This is a genomic window from Desulfatiglans parachlorophenolica (assembly GCF_055394735.1).
In genome coordinates, this window is the sequence record NZ_AP042460.1 from 2,338,669 (window position 1) to 2,355,788 (window position 17,120).

17 protein-coding genes and 1 pseudogene are annotated in these 17,120 nt (G+C 53.0%); 15 read left to right on the plus strand and 3 right to left on the minus strand.

Translation table 11 applies throughout. The annotated features are described in order from the left end of the window. Positions 1–43 precede the first annotated feature (43 nt). Positions 44–265: a hypothetical protein gene (locus tag ACZ500_RS10875; protein ID WP_464232511.1), complete on the minus strand. Its 222-nt coding sequence runs from the start codon at positions 263–265 to the stop codon at positions 44–46. A 258-nt stretch (positions 266–523) separates the two neighbouring features. On the opposite strand from ACZ500_RS10875, the gene ACZ500_RS10880 reads away from it, so the two are divergent. Both ACZ500_RS10880 and ACZ500_RS10885 read left to right on the plus strand, forming a co-directional pair. After that, a complete protein-coding gene (locus ACZ500_RS10880; protein WP_464232512.1) occupies positions 524–1,021 on the plus strand; it encodes a hypothetical protein in 498 nt (165 codons plus the stop codon). A 91-nt stretch (positions 1,022–1,112) separates the two neighbouring features. Then, positions 1,113–1,631, plus strand: coding sequence for a hypothetical protein (locus tag ACZ500_RS10885; RefSeq protein ID WP_464232513.1), 519 nt, complete (start codon positions 1,113–1,115; stop codon positions 1,629–1,631). Positions 1,632–2,182: 551 nt separating this feature from the next. Here ACZ500_RS10885 and ACZ500_RS10890 read toward each other — a convergent pair. Both ACZ500_RS10890 and ACZ500_RS10895 read right to left on the minus strand, forming a co-directional pair. After that, positions 2,183–3,748: an ISKra4 family transposase gene (locus ACZ500_RS10890; protein WP_464230734.1), complete on the minus strand. Its 1,566-nt coding sequence runs from the start codon at positions 3,746–3,748 to the stop codon at positions 2,183–2,185. A 6-nt stretch (positions 3,749–3,754) separates the two neighbouring features. Further along, positions 3,755–4,657, minus strand: coding sequence for a DUF4338 domain-containing protein (locus tag ACZ500_RS10895; RefSeq protein ID WP_464229930.1), 903 nt, complete (start codon positions 4,655–4,657; stop codon positions 3,755–3,757). A gap of 265 nt (positions 4,658–4,922) precedes the next feature. On the opposite strand from ACZ500_RS10895, the gene ACZ500_RS10900 reads away from it, so the two are divergent. The 13 genes and pseudogenes from ACZ500_RS10900 to tnpC all read left to right on the plus strand — a co-directional run bounded on the left by ACZ500_RS10900 (position 4,923) and on the right by tnpC (position 17,112). Beyond that, entirely contained in the window at positions 4,923–5,237 is a 315-nt protein-coding gene (locus ACZ500_RS10900) for a dual OB domain-containing protein (RefSeq protein WP_464232514.1), read from the plus strand. A gap of 14 nt (positions 5,238–5,251) precedes the next feature. Further along, entirely contained in the window at positions 5,252–5,572 is a 321-nt protein-coding gene (locus ACZ500_RS10905) for a dual OB domain-containing protein (RefSeq protein WP_464233035.1), read from the plus strand. Next, the gene (locus ACZ500_RS10910) at positions 5,533–6,210 is read left to right on the plus strand and encodes a DUF488 domain-containing protein (RefSeq protein ID WP_464232515.1); all 678 of its coding nucleotides are present in this window, start codon (positions 5,533–5,535) and stop codon (positions 6,208–6,210) included. Before ACZ500_RS10905 ends, ACZ500_RS10910 begins: the two co-directional genes overlap by 40 nt. Continuing rightward, positions 6,203–6,646 carry a DUF488 domain-containing protein gene (locus tag ACZ500_RS10915; protein ID WP_464232516.1) on the plus strand — a complete coding sequence of 148 codons (444 nt, stop codon included), beginning with the start codon at positions 6,203–6,205 and terminating at the stop codon, positions 6,644–6,646. Before ACZ500_RS10910 ends, ACZ500_RS10915 begins: the two co-directional genes overlap by 8 nt. Before the next feature lie 112 nt (positions 6,647–6,758). Then, positions 6,759–8,775 (plus strand): annotated as a pseudogene (locus ACZ500_RS10920) (type I restriction-modification system subunit M). After that, positions 8,772–9,884, plus strand: a complete 1,113-nt coding sequence (locus ACZ500_RS10925) for a virulence RhuM family protein (RefSeq protein ID WP_464232517.1) — start codon at positions 8,772–8,774, stop codon at positions 9,882–9,884. The pseudogene ACZ500_RS10920 and the gene ACZ500_RS10925 overlap by 4 nt, the downstream one beginning before the upstream one ends. Next, the gene (locus ACZ500_RS10930; protein WP_464232518.1) at positions 9,881–11,275 is read left to right on the plus strand and encodes a restriction endonuclease subunit S; all 1,395 of its coding nucleotides are present in this window, start codon (positions 9,881–9,883) and stop codon (positions 11,273–11,275) included. The genes ACZ500_RS10925 and ACZ500_RS10930 overlap by 4 nt, the downstream gene beginning before the upstream one ends. Further along, positions 11,275–12,423 carry an ImmA/IrrE family metallo-endopeptidase gene (locus ACZ500_RS10935; protein ID WP_464232519.1) on the plus strand — a complete coding sequence of 383 codons (1,149 nt, stop codon included), beginning with the start codon at positions 11,275–11,277 and terminating at the stop codon, positions 12,421–12,423. The genes ACZ500_RS10930 and ACZ500_RS10935 overlap by 1 nt, the downstream gene beginning before the upstream one ends. Continuing rightward, positions 12,423–12,926, plus strand: a complete 504-nt coding sequence (locus ACZ500_RS10940) for a DUF4411 family protein (protein ID WP_464232520.1) — start codon at positions 12,423–12,425, stop codon at positions 12,924–12,926. The genes ACZ500_RS10935 and ACZ500_RS10940 overlap by 1 nt, the downstream gene beginning before the upstream one ends. After that, positions 12,926–14,932, plus strand: a complete 2,007-nt coding sequence (locus ACZ500_RS10945) for a type I restriction endonuclease subunit R (RefSeq protein ID WP_464232521.1) — start codon at positions 12,926–12,928, stop codon at positions 14,930–14,932. The genes ACZ500_RS10940 and ACZ500_RS10945 overlap by 1 nt, the downstream gene beginning before the upstream one ends. Positions 14,933–14,959: 27 nt before the next feature. Continuing rightward, positions 14,960–15,835, plus strand: coding sequence for a Druantia anti-phage system protein DruA (locus ACZ500_RS10950; RefSeq protein WP_464232522.1), 876 nt, complete (start codon positions 14,960–14,962; stop codon positions 15,833–15,835). After that, entirely contained in the window at positions 15,828–16,370 is a 543-nt protein-coding gene (locus ACZ500_RS10955; protein ID WP_464232523.1) for a DUF6444 domain-containing protein, read from the plus strand. Before ACZ500_RS10950 ends, ACZ500_RS10955 begins: the two co-directional genes overlap by 8 nt. After that, complete coding sequence (gene tnpC / locus ACZ500_RS10960; RefSeq protein ID WP_464232524.1) at positions 16,291–17,112, plus strand: IS66 family transposase; 822 nt, start codon at positions 16,291–16,293, stop codon at positions 17,110–17,112. The genes ACZ500_RS10955 and tnpC overlap by 80 nt, the downstream gene beginning before the upstream one ends. The last annotated feature ends 8 nt before the right edge of the window (positions 17,113–17,120 follow it).

Sequence of the window (17,120 nt, forward strand, 5' to 3'; positions counted from 1 at the left end):
CCAAAATAGATGCAACTTAGGCAAAAAAATAGCCCCTATAACTCTATTTACCCCAGCTTTCGACTTCCTTCTTCCAGTCACGGGGAGCCGTCGGCCTGCGTTCTTCCTGATCCCTCAACATGAGCGAAACCCGCGCAATCGTCGCCCTCAAAGCGAAAAGCTCCCTCTGCAGGCTCTTCTCCCTCTCCAAAAGATCCGCGACCACCAAGTGCGCGTCCTGCCTTGAAATCTCCCTCATCAGCCTCGACCTCCACTCGGCGGCCAACCCCGGAATTTTCGCCCTCCGCCGCCCGATCCTCTTCCCCTCTCAAGTCGGCTTTCAAACCCTGAGAGACATGCTTCGAGCGACCAATCCAACACCACCGCACCGCCCAGGCAAACCGACTGTTTTCGTTTTCGCCTTGGCTTCGCAAATTACCCAACATGAAACGGCAACGCCAGAAACAAGTTTCTTGTTAGAAATTTTCGCTTGCAATTTTTATAAAATGTTGTCAAGGTTCGAAAGAAAAACAGGAGAGAGACTATGGGGAGAGCTTCACTATACCGGGGCCGCGGCCCGACAGAGGGTGATATCGCAAAAACAGTCGGCCCTTATGAGAAGCGCTTTTGCAACGCCCTCAGGGAATGGGTCGACAAGAACCTCACCCACGGCGAGGCCACTGAGTACGCCCGGCACTTCGGCGTCAGCCGCCAGCAATGGTCGAACATACTCGCCGGCCGCCGGGGAATGACCGAATCCTGGCGGCGGAGGGTCGCACGCGAGCTCGGTTTGGATTACGAAGATATGGTCGCCGGGGATGACGATCAGTCGCCGGTTGAAATCGAGGCCGGACTCATCAAGAGCCTCCTATTCCTTAAGAAGGAAGACATCGATGCCTACAACGAGGTCTTCGAAAGGATCGTCGGGAAAGCGACCATCCTGAAAAGCAAGCTTGCCTCGGCGGGCAGGGCCTCAGACCGCAAGGCACCGACAGCAAGGCGCTCCACTCCGACCGATGAGCAAGAGGCGGCCGCCTGGTAGCCTGGAAGCCTTATAGACCCCGCGAGCGGGCAGCCCCCTGCAGAGGACAACACCGGTCAGCATAACAGGATAAGATCCGAGAGGTTGATAAATGGCAGTGAGGTGTCTACCCGACGGACGCTGGATTGTTTACTGGAACGAGCGCACCCCTGAAGGAAGAACCGAATACAAGTGGCTCTATTTTGGCCGCGGCCCTTCGGCGGAAGCCCGTGCGAGGCGCAAAAACGACGAGATGGGGTTCCTCTCGAGACGACCCGAAAAGGAGCCCGAACACTCCGGGCCTCTTTTTTTCGAATTGTCGAAGGCGTATTCAGAAAGCAAGCCCTTCAACGACAACAGCCTCGAGCAGCTCAAGATCCGCCTCAGCGCAAACATCCTCCCATTTTTCGGCCATCTGCCCGTCTTGGAGATCACCGAAGCCACCGCCGACCAGTACGCCAAGAAGCGGATCGCCGACGGCGTGAAGTTTTCCACCATCGTCCGCGAATTAACCGACGTCAAGGCGATCCTGCCCTGGAGCGCCACCCGCAAAATCATTCCCCCCAACCCTCTGAAGGATTACAAAGTGAAGCTTTTCGCGGCTTCTATTGAGACGTCAAATACAAAGTAATACAAACCTTATACGCCTCGAATCGTCAAAGAAATTTTGAATTATGCCAAAATACAATGTGGTGTTTGAATCTGAAGAAGATATTTATGGGATTGTTCCCAAGACGCATGATTGGGTACAGTATAAAGGTATATTGAAGGTAAAGAATGGCGGGAAATTTCCGGTGTCACTCGACATGACCTTCGTTCCGCCTCACCCATTTGCGTTTAATATGCCTGACACACATTCAATTAAGGGGATCACGATTACGCACGTGTATGTCAAAGTTGTTATATTTTTTAGTAAATTTGGAATAGAATTCCGGAATTAAAACCAAGAAGGGAGGAAGCGTATAACAATGGGGTCAACCAGACCGCCAACAACGACGTGGTCATTGCCTTCCACTGCTCCGAAGAAAGGCAAGGGCAACCGGTAAGATGATTACCTCGCAATGTTGGCGGCAGCTTACCCCCGCCGTTCGGTATAATAAATTTGGGTGCGGCTCTTTTAGAACGACTTTGAGCAGCATTTTTCATCGTATGTTATCAAACATTTGAACAGAAAGATTTCCCTTATTTAATGATCTTCAGATGACTACGACTACGTTCTGGAGCGTGTGTTGGCTTGATTGTGGGGGGGACGATGCCACCGGCGTAAAGGCTTCGATGGTTTCTTTCATACTCCTGTACTTCATGAAATTCCCAGTACTCATCAAAATCGTGGCTGGAGCGCAATGCACGGAGACGCAACACGGCCTCGGCCCCGTTCAAGCTCCATCGGGCGCCAGTCACTTCCATGCGATCTTTGACCAGATGACGACAAGCGCCTTCAATGACTCCCGTAGCAATGGGAAATCCTTGAGCAAGGTAATCGTTGTATTTCAGATAGGGTCCATAGGTGAGCAGGTAATTGGCGCAGACATCGACGGGTTTGCGTTCTGGCGGGGTAAAGTCTCGCAATGTGGCGCTGCGGCGTATGCCTCCTGCAACATACCCGGCCTTTCCCCGCAGGATTTCAAGAAGCCGCACGCGAACCCAATTTTCCAGCTTTTCACCCGATTCGGAGTGAAACGCCCTGCTCGCACTCCAAAGATACTCTGTTACATGAACGAAATCGAGAATGATGGTCAGATCGATGCCTCTCTCTTTGGCTATGCGGCGCAGGAGGCGAATCTGGGTCTTATTGCCGTCAACCAGTGCCACCCACTTCTTTCGATGCCCGGGATCCCGACAAACTGCCTCCTCGAACGCTTTTTCGATCACCTCTTCCGGGGTCTTCTCCAGACTCGCCCAAACCCGTTTTCTCTCAGGCCGGGGGCGAGGCAGCTCGACACGTTCAGAGTCGGTTTCGGGAACCAGGTCCTCCGGTTTACGCACAAAGGGCGCAATCGTGTAAACGGCGGCCACAGTAGCCATGCGCTTGGCGTTTTTCTTCTCCCCCTTGGAAAGCCTCGCGCCCATCTTGTGCTTACGCGCCTTGGCGGCCTTACGGGTTTGCTCTCGAAGATCCTCCGTCCGCATCACTACCCCTTTGCCATCGACGCTTATCACCATAATCGAGTCATTTTCTTCAACCACTGCCGATTGTGCTTGACGGGTCTCGTAAAAAGCATCGAAGTCCTGAGCTGCAAGCCTGACCAGTTCCTCGATCTGACGCTTCGGGACATGACCTCCAGTGATTTTACCGATGCTCTCGAAGGTCTCGTCGAAGGAACTCCTTGCAGCTTCTTCTGCCACACGGCGGCTCAGTTCAAGGGAATACTTTTTGTCGGGCAAATTGAGCTCGGCATCCAGCGGATGCAGACTACGGCTCCCCTCCTGGCCGTAGCCCGCGCGTTCTATCGAGACCGTGCCGAAAATCGTCTCGAACTCTCGCTTCTGAAGCCTCGCCCGCGGCCGCTTGACGCCATCGGAGCCCTGAACGGGTTGTGCACTTTCTCCAGGACCCCGGGATTCCAAATGCTCCTGCAAGAGTTTGCGCATCAGTTCCCGACCCATCTTCTCGAGCTCCCGTTCAATCTCACTATGGGTCATCGAGCGAACCTCCTCGGAATCCAGGCGCCCAACCATTTCTTCAAACCCCTGCCTCGACTGCTCATAAAAGCGCTCCCGGGACGACAATACGGCCAATGCATTCATCGTTCCTTACCCTCCGAAGCCGTCTCGGAGCCTTATCGCTGCATCCTTGACAAGTGGGTAGACCATCACGGTTTTCACTTCCGCTCCATGACGCTGATGGGCGCGGTCCATCCGGCCTCGACCACTGGTTTCCCCCAGAACGATAAAGTTGGCGGCCCGGTAACACCCTCCGTGAAACCGTTCCCGGTCCACCAGCGTTTCCACCAGCCAGGGATCGATCCCATAATGATCCCGCCAGTCCTTTCGCAGTCGCCGAAGCACGCAGGAGAGCAACGCACTGGCCAGATTGCGTATTCTTGGCAGCACCAACAGCCGGCTGTTGTTCACAATCCGTTGAAGACTTCGCTCCCGTGCCGCATCGTCCCAGCCGATCCATCGATCCCTGACCCTCATCCGCCAGGCCGGGCTGGAAAACTGTACGCATCCGACCACTTGCCGTCCTGGCTTCATCACGTAGACCAGGTATTGAAGCCTCGCCCCGAACGGCATGGCATATCCCAGGTAGTGGTGCCGGCTCACAAGATCCTTGAAAAGACTGCGCTGTTTCTGGCTCTTCACCACCTCCACATCCAAGGGCAAAAACGACTCCACACTCCCCGCCAGTCCGGCCCATGGTTGCTCGCCTGTCTGGGGCGCAATGTGCCGCCTCGTGCCTTTCTTCGGTCCAATCTGCCGAGCTTCCGGAAGTTTCAAAAACCCCTGGCCTTCCAGGCGTTCCAAAAAGTCCAAACATTCGCAAGCTTTCAGTCCGCCATTGGCTCGGCGCCACTCCAGCAACTCGCACACCGTATGCGAGAGTTCGGTTCGGCTGATTCCTGCACAGGTCTCGACCACTTCTTGCATCAAAAAAAGCTCTTCGCGCGTAAACTCCCGACCACAGAATCGCTGATTGTCTATTGCGGTGATCATCCCAGTCCTCCTTTACCATTTTTCCATAACAAAGAAATGGGGCAAAGTCCAGCAAAAAATGATCATCTCCGCAAAAAAGTGCTTTCATCGTTGTCCCGAGCTATTGCCCTTGGGAGATCTAGAAAAAAGGGTATATCGTCTCCCCGATATGCTATTTCATCCACAAACAACCAATGCCTAGGCTTGCACAGTGCCTAACTCGCTATGATTGTTATTTTTTAGCGTGGTTCCAAAAGAGCCGCACCCAATAAATTTAGGAACTAAGATGAAGACCCTATTTATCTGCTTAGCCAATTCAAAGAAATTTGGTGAAAGATGTGTCGCTGGAATAGAAGTAAAAAAAGTTGGTGAAGTGTATCGACCCGTTGAAAAAGAGGGGAAGCCAAAATGGTTGAGACCGATCTCAAAATACCAACATGGTGCCGTTAGGGAGGATTTAGTTGGCTGGATTAGATTAATGGATATTATAGAGATAGATCTCGAGGAATTATGCCCGAACGGCTATCAATCTGAAAACGCAACTTTTAAACCAGAGTCGATAAAGAGAATCGGGAATATATACTATCTGAAAAAAATTTAGACAGACTCATTGATATAAAACAATATAACCTATTTGGAAATAGAGGGAAAGCGGTATCAGAGGATGTAATTGATTCCGTTGACCATTCTCTAACATTAATAAAAGTCACTGATTTTCAAATAGGTGGAAAAGAATCTGCTGACCAACTCAGAATAGATTTTGAATTCAATAATAATCGTTACGATCTGCCCATTACTGACATTGATTTTATTCAAAAATACAGTAAGAATACTACATTGCTGGAAAATGCAAGGTGTCTTTATTTAGCAATATCACTTGGCATTTATCATAATGGATGGCACTCAAAATTAATTGCTGGTATACTATATTTTTGATTATGGAACAAAATAAAAAGACTATATACACGATTGGTTATGCAGCGCATACAATCGAATCATTTATTGCAGCTTTGGAGAAATTCACCATAACCGCAATAGCTGATGTTCGGTCGCAACCTTATAGCAAGTTCAAACCCGAATTTAACAAAGAAAATTTAAAAAAGACTTTGATAGGTTACGGAATAGAATATGTTTTTCTTGGCGATAATATCGGAGCTAGAATTAAAGCTCCCGAATGTTACAAAAATGGACAGATTGATTATGAATTAATATCTAAGCACCCTTTGTTTCAGGAGGGTGTCGGTCGCCTACTAAAAGGAATGGAAAAATTTTCAATTGCACTAATGTGTGCGGAAAAAGACCCTATAAATTGTCATAGGACGATTTTAATCTGTAGACACCTTAAAAGATATCAACTTAAAATTTGTCATATACTTGATGCTAATACCTTGGAGAGTCAATCAGAAATCGAATTACGTTTGATGAAATTATTCCATTTAGATCAACCTGATCTTTTTATGCAAGATTCTGAACGACTTGAAGAAGCCTATTCCCGACAAGAAGATAAAATCGCTTATGTAGCAGAAAATGAGGAAGATTATACAGCTAATCATAAAGGATTTAACAATGAATAATAACAAATTATTTACAATCGGATTCACTAAAAAGAATGCAGAAACATTTTTTGAAAAACTTATAAAATCTGGTATAGAAAAATTGATCGATATTCGTTTGAATAACGTTTCCCAACTTGCAGGTTTTACAAAAAAAGATGATTTAATCTATTTTTTGAAAAAGATGTGTAACTGCGACTACGTGCATAAACCACTTCTTGCCCCAACAAAAGAAATATTAGACGCTTATAAGGAAAAAGAAATAACTTGGCTAGAATATGAAAATCGATTTAATGATTTATTAGTTTCGAGAAAAGCGCATACCTTTCTGAGTTCATCAGATCTACATATGGTATGTCTATTGTGCAGCGAACCGACACCCGATAAATGCCATAGAAGGCTAGTTGCTGAGTTTTATAAAAATTACTTTAAAAACATTGAAGTAATACATTTATGATAATTGTTGCCGAACATTCGCTTTTAGTCGACGCTCATACCCCGCGCGGCTGAAGCAGAGGCCTAGGCAAACGCAAAATTATGAACCAGTATAGGCAATAATCAAGGAGAAAATGATAGATAACTTCAGAGGAAGAGCGAATTTTATTTGGTCGGTGGCAGACTTGCTTCGGGGTCCCTATCGCCCAAATCAGTACAAGGATGTCATACTGCCCATGACGGTGCTGCGTCGGCTCGACTGCATCTTGGAGCCGACCAAGGATAAGGTGCTCGCCAGACAAGAATCGCTCTCCGGTGGGAAAGTCAAGAACGTGGACCCTATCCTCTGCCGCGTCACAGGAGTTCCTTTCTACAACACCAGCCGATATTCATTCGAGAAGCTAAAAGGCGATCCCAACAACATCGTCGCCAACCTTACCAGCTATATCATAAGGTTTCTCAACCCGTGCCCGAGAGATCATCGAGAACTTCGGCTTCGAGGAGCACATCGGAAAGCTAGACAAGGCGGACCGGCTCTACCTACTGGTCTCCCGATTTTGCGATATTGACCTGCATCCGCAGGTGGTCTCGAACCTCGAGATGGGCTACATTTTCGAGGAACTTATCAGAAGGTTCAACGAGGCCTCGAACGAAGAGGCGGGCGACCATTTCACACCCCGTGAGGTGATCCGTCTCATGGTGAACCTGATTTTCATGCCTGACAGCGATGTGCTCACGACCAAGGGCATTGTCAAAACTCTTTATGACCCGGCTTGCGGGACTGGAGGCATGTTGTCCGTTGCGGAGGACTATGTCCGGGAACTGAATCCCGACGCCCGCCTGGAGGTCTTCGGTCAGGATTACAACGCCCAGGCGTACGCCATATGCGGGTCGGATATGATGATCAAGGGGCAGGACATCGAGCATATCGCCTATGGCGACAGCTTTACCGACGACCGTTTCCCCCGCCACAAATTCGATTATATGCTGGCCAATCCGCCTTTCGGCGTGGAGTGGAAACCCGAGGCCGACTTTATCAAGCGGGAGCATGACGAGCAGGGCTTCGGAGGCAGATTCGGGGCCGGTTTGCCGCGGATCAACGACGGGTCTCTTCTCTTCCTGCAGCACATGATCAGCAAGATGAAGGACCCCAAGGAAGGCGGTACGCGCCTGGCTATTGTGTTCAATGGATCACCGCTGTTCACGGGAGCCGCGGGATCGGGCGAGAGCGAAATTCGTCGCTGGATCATCGAAAACGACTGGCTGGAGGCCATCGTCGCGCTGCCGGATCAGCTTTTCTATAACACCGGCATCTACACCTATCTTTGGATCGTCACCAACCGGAAGGAGCCAAGCCGCAGGGGCAGGATTCAACTAGTGGACGGCACCGGCTTCTTCAAAAAGATGCGCAAGTCCCTCGGCAACAAGCGCCACGAAGTATGCGACGACCAGAGGGATGACATCACGCGGCGTTACGGCACGCTCGAGGAAGGCGAGCATATCCACCTCTTCGACAACGAAGACTTCGGCTACCGCCGCATCACGGTCGAGCGTCCACTTCGACTCAACTTTGCCGTGGACAAAGATCGCATCGCGAGGCATGCCGAGACCAAGGCCTTCACAAACCTGGCCACCAGCAAGAAGCGCAAGGACACCAAGGCTGCCAAGGCAGAAATCGAAGCGGGCCAAAAGCTTCAAGAGGAAATTATGGCCGCCCTTGATTCGCTCACGTCGCTCGGCATTGTCAAAGACCGAGATGAATTCTCAAAACGCTTGAAGTCCGCCTTCAAAAAGACCGGGATCAAGGTCCCCGGCGCGCTTTTCAAGGCGATCCTCATGGCCTTGGCCGAGCGGGACGAAACGGCCAAAATCTGCACAGATGCCAAGGGTAACCCGGAACCTGATCCAGAGCTGCGCGACTACGAGAATGTGCCGCTCAAGGAAGACGTGGACGCGTACGTGAAGCGCGAGGTACTGCCGCACGTGCCCGATGCCTGGATTGACGAGTCTAAAACCAAGGTCGGCTACGAGATCAATTTCAATCGATATTTTTACAAGTATACGCCGCCCAGACGGTTGGAGGAGATCGAAACCGACCTCAAGAAGATCGAGAAGGAAATCGCCGACATGCTCGCGGAGGTGACGGAATGAGTGACAACCTGCCCGCTCCCGTTGATTCCAAGATACTGATATATCAATCCGATTCCGGGGAAACCCGCCTTGAGGTGCGGCTCCAGGATGAGTCCGTCTGGCTGACGCAAAAAATGATGGCGGAGTTGTTTAAAAAGGATATTCGCACGATCAATGAACATATCAAAAACGTCTATGAGGAAGGCGAGTTAGAGCCGGAATCAACTATCCGGAAATTCCGGATAGTTCAAACCGAGGGAAACAGACAGGTCGGTCGCCTGATGGATTTTTACAATCTCGATATGATCATCTCGGTGGGATATCGGGTAAAATCCGTTATCGCAACCCGCTTCCGCCAGTGGGCCACGGCACGGTTGCGCGAATACATTGTCAAAGGTTTCACCCTCGACGATGAGCGGCTTAAGGGCGGCAAGGGCCTGGTGGACTATTTCGATGAACTGCTGGCTCGCATCCGCGAGATTCGTGCCAGTGAGGCCCGGGTTTACCAGCGGATTCGCGAGATCTTCGCCCTGGCCCGTGACTACCGGGAGGGTGAGAAAGAAACGCAGGTCTTCTTTGCCACCATGCAGAACAAGATGCACTACGCCGCCACTGGCATGACGGCTGCCGAGATTGTCCGCAGGCGCGCTGACGCAGCCAAGGCCAACATGGGATTGACAACGTGGAAGGGCGGCCGGGTGCTGAAGCGCGACGTGGGAACGGCCAAAAACTATCTGGACGCCAACGAAATCGATACGCTCAACCGGATTACAGTGATGTTCCTGGATCAGGCCGAGTTCCGTGCCCAACGGCGGCGGGATATCCGCATGCAGGACTGGGAGGCGTTTCTCGACAAGTTCCTGTATGATACCGAGCTGCCCGTGCTGGCCAATGCCGGATCGGTCAGCCGCGATGCGGCTCTCGAATGGGCGGATGGGCAATACGACGCCTTTGCAGAGCGGCGGCGTCTGGAGGCGGAGACCGAGGCCGAGACACGGTACCTGGAAGACCTTCGGACCTCCGCTCGCGTCCTTGAGCAGGAGCGCAAGAAGACGCCCTTGAAGCAACAGCAGGCAAAGACGAAGAAGAAAGGCCGCAAAGGCAGGCCGGACAAAGGGGGTAGATCATGAAAAGCTCTGCTGTCCGGTCAGGGAAACGAGCAACGTACCCGGCGTACAAGGCATCAGGGGTGGCATGGCTGGGCGAGATTCCGGTGCGCTGGGACTCTATCAGACTTCGTTATCGGGCAAAAATCAATCCGGTTAAAGCTGAAATCAACGGTTTTCCCGACACTCTCGATGTCTCCTTTGTGCCAATGGAATCGGTCCACGAGTATGGCGGATTATCCCTCGGTCAGTCATGCCCCCTCGCTGAGGTTTCAACCGGATACACATACTTTCGAGACGGTGATGTGCTTATCGCAAAGATCACGCCCTGCTTTGAGAACGGCAAGGGAGCGATTGCACATGATTTGATGAACGGCATCGGATTCGGCACGACGGAGTTGCATGTCCTGCGTCCCCGTCCATCGATGGACTGCCACTTCTTATTTTACGTCACCATTAGCCATGCTTTCAGACATCTTGGTGCCGCGGAGATGTATGGTGCTGGCGGTCAGAAACGTGTGCCCGAAATTTTCATAAGAGACTTTAGACAGTCGATCCCCCCGCTCGAAGATCAGCAGGCCATTGCAGCATTTCTTGACCGTGAGACAGCGCGAATCGATGCGCTCATCAAGAAAAAGCAGCGACAGATCGAATTGCTCCAGGAAAAGCGATCCGCCCTCATCAGCCACGCCGTTACCAAAGGGCTCGACCCCGATGCCAAGATGAAGGACTCCGGGATTGAGTGGTTGGGGGAGATTCCGGCGCATTGGGATCTGAAGCGCCTTAAGTTTCTATCAACCCTCCAGGCTGGATTGACGTTGGGCAAGAAGTACGAAAATGAGGAACTCGTAACGAGACCTTATCTGAGAGTAGCTGATGTACAAGATGGATATTTAGATCTGACAACGATTACTGAAATAGAGCTTCCGAACAAAGATACTGCGCGCTATGAGCTACGACATGGTGATGTTCTTATGACGGAAGGAGGCGATTTCGACAAACTCCGTCGTGGCTATGTATGGGAAGACCAAATTCAGGGATGCTTGCACCAGAATCACATATTTGCGGTCCGACCGAACTCAAGCCAATTAAATTCGCACTTTTTGGCGTCGGTGCTCACTTCCTTCCACGGCAAAAATTATTTCACCAGTACTTCTCAGCAAACCACCAACCTGGCGACAACAAACAGCACCAAGTTGCGCAGCTTTCCTCTCCCACTTCCTCCTTTAACCGAGCAAGAAGAAATTCTGAGCCATTTGACACGATCCACTGGTCATCTTGATAATCTCAGGCATAAAATAGATTCAAGTATTGAAAAGCTCCGCGAATACCGCACCGCCCTCATCTCCGCAGCGGTAACGGGCAAGAGCGACGTTCGCACCATGCCTGCCGGCAGGCAGGAGGAGGTTTCCTGATGCGGGTGGATGTCAAACCCGATTTATTTTTGTGGGCCTGTGAACGCGCCGGGCGAAACATCGATGCGTTGGCGCAACAGCAGTCCTTTCGCAAGTTGCCCGCCTGGGTGAGCGGCGAGGAGCGTCCGACCTTCAAACAGCTCGAGAAATTCGCCCAGGCGACCTATACACCGTTCGGCTATTTTTTCCTCCCGGAGCCTCCCGAAGAGTCCGTTCCGATTCCCGACCTTCGCACGATCGGCAGCCAATATTTAGGACATCCGAGCCCTGACCTTCTCGACACCCTGTACATATGCCAGCAACGGCAGGAGTGGTATCGCGATTTTGCGCGCTCCATGGGTGAAAAACCCCTGCCGTTTGTCGGCTCCGCAAATCTTGAGAGCGATACGGTGGAGGTCGCACGGCATATCAGGCAAGCCCTTGGTTTCAATATCGATGAACGCCGTCATATGCCAACCTGGACGGAAGCGCTGCGCCGGTTCATCCAACAGGCGGATTCTTTCGGCATCATGGTCATGGTGAGCGGCATCGTGGGCAGCAATACGCATCGCTCTCTTGATCCTCAGGAATTCCGTGGATTTGCGCTCGCCGATCCGCTTGCGCCGTTGGTTTTCATCAATGGCAAGGATACCAAGGCAGCGCAGATGTTCACGCTGGCTCATGAACTGGCGCATATATGGCTCGGCGAAACGGCGCTGTCCGATGTGGGGCCGGTAACGATGCCGTCCAATAAAATAGAGCTGTGGTGCAACCATGTCGCGGCTGAATTACTCGTTCCCCTGCCCGCTTTGCGCGAAGCCTATGAAGGCGGCAGATCGTTGCGGGAAGAACTAGACCACCTAGCCCGATGGTTCAAAGTCAGCACGTTGGTCATTCTAAGACGACTCCATGATGCAGGAAAACTGACCCGCGATGAACTCTGGCACGCATACGATAAAGAGTTGGACCGGCTGCGAGCGATGTCCAAAGGAAGCGGCGGCAATTTTTATCTGACGCTTCCGGCCAGGGTCAGCAAGCGATTTGCCCGGGCGCTGGTCATCAGCACGCTCGAGGGGCAGACCCTGCATCGCGACGCCTTCCGCTTGTTGGGTTTTCGCAAACACGCCACATTTCGTGAGCTTGCCTATCAATTGGAGGTTACCTTCTGATGACCTACCTGCTCGATGCGAATGTGTTCATCCAGGCAAAAAACCTTCATTACGGCTTGGATTTCTGTCCGGCGTTCTGGGATTGGCTGATCACAAACAATCAGCAACAGAAGGTCTTCAGCATCGAAAAAGTCGGCGATGAAATCGAAGCGGGCAACGATGAGCTTGCAAAATGGGCAGATCAGCGGGGGCCTGGATTTTTTTTGAAACCGGATTCAGCTATGCTGTCGGCGTTGGGCAAGGTGAGCGCCTGGGCGATTGACCAAGGCTATGATCCTGCAGCGGTGAACACCTTCTTCCAGGTGGCCGATTATTATTTGGTCGCCTTTGCGGTCGCGCACAACCACTCGATTGTAACCCACGAAATCGCTTCCCCATCCACAAAGAAAATCAAAATTCCCAACGCCTGCATCGGTCTTGAGGTTAAGTGTGTCACGCCCTATGAGATGCTGCGTCGGGAAAGAGCACGCTTTATTTTGGAACCGAGTGGAGGGCGTGTCTGATGCCGGGTCAATATACGGAATACGCATTCGAAACCGCCATAGAACACCACCTGACCACGGCCGGTGGATATGAAAAAGGCAACCGGGAGGGCTTCGATACCGAGCGGGGTCTGTTCGTCGGCGACGTGATTGCGTTTATCCAGAAAACCCAGCCCAAGGAATGGGGATATCTCGCCAACCTCCAAAAAGAAAAGGCCGAAGAAACGCTGATAGACGATCTGTGCCGCGCGCTCAACTCCAGCCATGAGGGGTGCCTCTCGGTCCTTCGACACGGGTTCAAGTGCTTCGGCAAGCTGTTCCGGGTGGCCTATTTCGCCCCGGCCAGTGGCATGAACCCCGACACCCAGGCGCTCTATGCCGCCAACCGGCTCACCATTACGCGTCAGCTCCGCTATTCGGCCAAGCACGGAAATACCCTTGATGTGACTCTGGCTCTCAACGGCATCCCCCTCGCCACCCTGGAACTGAAGAATCTCATGACCGGCCAAAACTGGCGGTATGCTGTCACACAATACAAAAACGACCGCGATCCGTCTGACCTGATCTTTCAGTTCAAGAAACGCACCCTTGTCCATTTTGCCGTCGACACCGACGAGGTCTACATGACCACGCGTCTTTCGGGAAAAAGCACGCGCTTTCTGCCCTTCAACAGGGGCTGCGGAGGCGGGGCAGGCAATCCGGAAAACCCCGGCGGCTACAAGACCGCGTATTTGTGGGAGGCGGTGCTCGAGCGTCACAGCATCCTGGATATTCTGGCACGGTTCATTCATCTGCAGATCGAAGAGAAAAAGCTCGGTGGGAAGCGAGTCAAGAAGGAAACCATGATATTCCCGCGCTATCACCAGCTTGATTGCGTGAGAAAACTCGTCGCGGACGCTCGCGAGCGCGGCACCGGAACCAACTACCTGATTCAGCACTCAGCAGGCAGCGGGAAATCCAACTCCATTGCCTGGCTGGCCCATCGGCTTGCGAGTCTTTACACCGTAAATGACGAGAAGGTTTTCGACTCTATCATCGTGGTCACAGACAGGGTCGTCCTCGACCAGCTGCTGCAGAACACCATTTACCAATTCGAACATAAGCAAGGCGTGGTGCAGAAGATCGATATCAACTCGACACAGCTGGCCGACGCCCTCGCCTCGGGCGTTCCGATTGTGATCACCACGCTCCAGAAGTTTCCTTTCGTCACCGAGAAAATGGGCGATTTACCCATGCGCCGATACGCGGTGGTTGTTGACGAAGCCCACAGCTCCCAAGGCGGGGAGACGGCGACCGAGCTCAAAGGCGTGCTCGCCGGCGCAGCCATCAAGGAAGAGGCCAGGGCAAAAGCCGAGGAGGAAGGGCTGCCCGATTATGAGGAGGAAATCCTCAAGACCATGGCAAAGCGCGGACAGCAACCCAACATCAGCTTCTTTGCCTTCACGGCAACACCTAAATACAAAACCCTGGAGGTCTTCGGCACACCCGCCGCGGACGGCAAGCCGAATCCCTTCCATCTCTACAGCATGCGGCAGGCCATCGATGAGGGGTTCATCCTCGACGTGCTCCAGAATTACACAACCTACAAGACATATTACCGACTGATCAAATCAATCGAGGATGATCCACAGGTGGACAAGCGCAAGGCCGCGCGGGCGCTGGCGCGATTTATGAGCCTGCATCCACACAATATTGCGCAGAAGACCGAGGTCATGGTCGAGCATTTCCGGCACTTCACCATGCACAAGATCGGGGGTAAGGCCAAGGCCATGGTGGTGACCTCCAGCCGTCTTCACGCGGTCAGATACAAACAGGCGTTCGATAAATACATTAAGGATAAAGGCTATGCGGGTATTAAAACGCTGGTGGCCTTTTCGGGAACTGTGATCGACCCTGACGCTGCGGGTGTCGAATACACGGAATCCGGCATGAACGTGGACGCCAATGGCAAGCACATCAAGGAAAAGGAACGTAGCCGATCACAGGGGGTGCATTTTTCCCTGGCGTCCGAGGCTAAATTTTGCTAGGGTGCCTTCCCAGGAGGGAACAGCACCTTGGCAGAGACCCTGTATCAAATTCGCGGCCGTCAGATCAGAGAGGAAGACCTCTCGTTTATCCGCGATACCATCTCCCGGCATTGGGAACGCGGTCGAACCGCCATTTCCCGAGTGCTGTGTGAGCACTGGGACTGGCGGCAGCCGAACGGGCAACTCAAAGGGATGGCCTGCCGTGCGCTGCTGCTCAAGCTCCAAGAAAAGCAGGTTGTTAATCTCCCCCCGCCTTTGTCCACAACGAATCATCGGAAGCCCCGCAAGGCTGTTCGACGCAGCTATAGCTACGACACCTCGGAGATTCACGGAACGGTCTCCGAGTTTGGCTCTTTGAAAATCGAGATGGTCCGGCGCACCCCGGATGAAGGCCTGTGGGATCACCTGGTCGATAATTACCATTACCTGGGGCGCCCCCGAATCGTCGGTGCATACTTGAAGTACCTGGCCTACCTGGATGGACACCTGGTGGCTTGCCTCGGTTGGGGCTCAGCGGCCTGGAAGGTGGAGTGCCGCGACCGGTTCATCGGTTGGCAGCCCCGTACCAGGGAAGCGAACCTCTACAAGGTCGTCAATAACGTCCGGTTCCTGATTCCGGGCTGGGTTTCGGTGGAACACTTGGCCTCGAAGCTTCTGAGCGCCAACATCCGGATGCTTCCCGGGGACTGGCAGGCGTTTTACCGCCATCCCGTTGCCTTGCTCGAAACCTTCGTAGACACCACCCGGTTCCAGGGCACCTGCTACCGGGCGGCCAACTGGGTCTATGCAGGACTGACCAAGGGGCGTGGACGCTACGACCGCTATAACCGCTGCATGGAACCGGTCAAGGCGGTCTACCTCTACCCGCTTGGCAAGCGTTTCCGGGAGGCGCTCCATGCCTGAAACGCCTCTTTTTCCCGAAGGCATCACCTTGACCCAAGAAGGGCTGCAGGATGTCCCGCGCTCCGTGCTCATCCAGATCATCCTCGCCCTTGCGGAGGAAAAGAGCGAGTTCCGAAAACGGATCGAACACCTCGAAGCGCGTCTGAACAAGGATTCCTCCAACTCGGATCGGCCGCCGTCCTCGGATCCGCCCTTCAAAAAGAAAAAATCCGGGAAGAAAAAGAAAGACACCGATCGACGGAAACTGACCCATCCGGGGCACCGGCAGGAGATGCTCCCGCCGAAGGAAACCCGAGTCATCCTTCCGGAAATCTGCACCTGCGGCAAGATGCAAAAGGCCACCGTCCCCAAAGAACATCGGACAGGCTACGGTCCCAGGCTTTCGGCCATGATCGCCGAGATGGCGGGCACCGGAGGCAGACAGCCGCTCAACGATTCAAACCTTCTGCGCTTCGGTGCTTGGGTTCCATATCAGCCTCAGCGCCATCCAGAAGATCATCGATCGGGCCTCGGCCGCGATCCAACTCCACTATGAAACGATCGGCCAGGCAGCCAGACAGGCGCCGGTCAACCACATCGACGAGACCAGCCACCGCCTCAACGGCCTCCTGCAATGGCTGTGGGTCATGGCGGGGCCGGCAGCGGCTTTCTTCATGATCCATTCCAACCGCTCGAAGGAAGCCTTCGAAGCATCAATCAAGGACTGGACCGGCATCCTGGTCTCGGACGGATACGGCGTGTACCGCCAATGGGTCGGACTGCGGCAGACCTGCCTTGCTCATCTGATCCGCAAGGCCAAGGAACTCTCCGAAAGGAAAGACCCGGACATAAAACGGTTCGGTCTGTGGGCAACCCATGAATTCCAACGACTATGTCATATGGCCAAGGATCCCCCCTCCGTCGGAGAGTGGCAGGCCTTTTATGCTCGTTTGATCCGCTTGATCACCCTCCACGAGAACCGGAAGGATGATGCCGGCAGATTTGCACGCCGTCTTCGCAGGGAGATCGAAAGCCTTTGGACGTTCCTCTCGGAGCAGGGGGTGGATCCCACGAACAATCATGCTGAGCGGATGCTTCGATTCGCCGTGCTGTGGCGCAAGTCCAGCCAGGGTACGTCCAGTGAAAAAGGCAATCGCTGGGTGGAGCGTGTCCTATCACTCAGGCAGACATGCCGCCTGCAGAAAAAAACAACCTTCCCCGTCCTTGTCGATGCCCTGCGCGCCTACTTCCGGGGTCAGGAACCCGACCTCGCCTGGATCGCTCAGCCCACCGCCTGATCCAGATC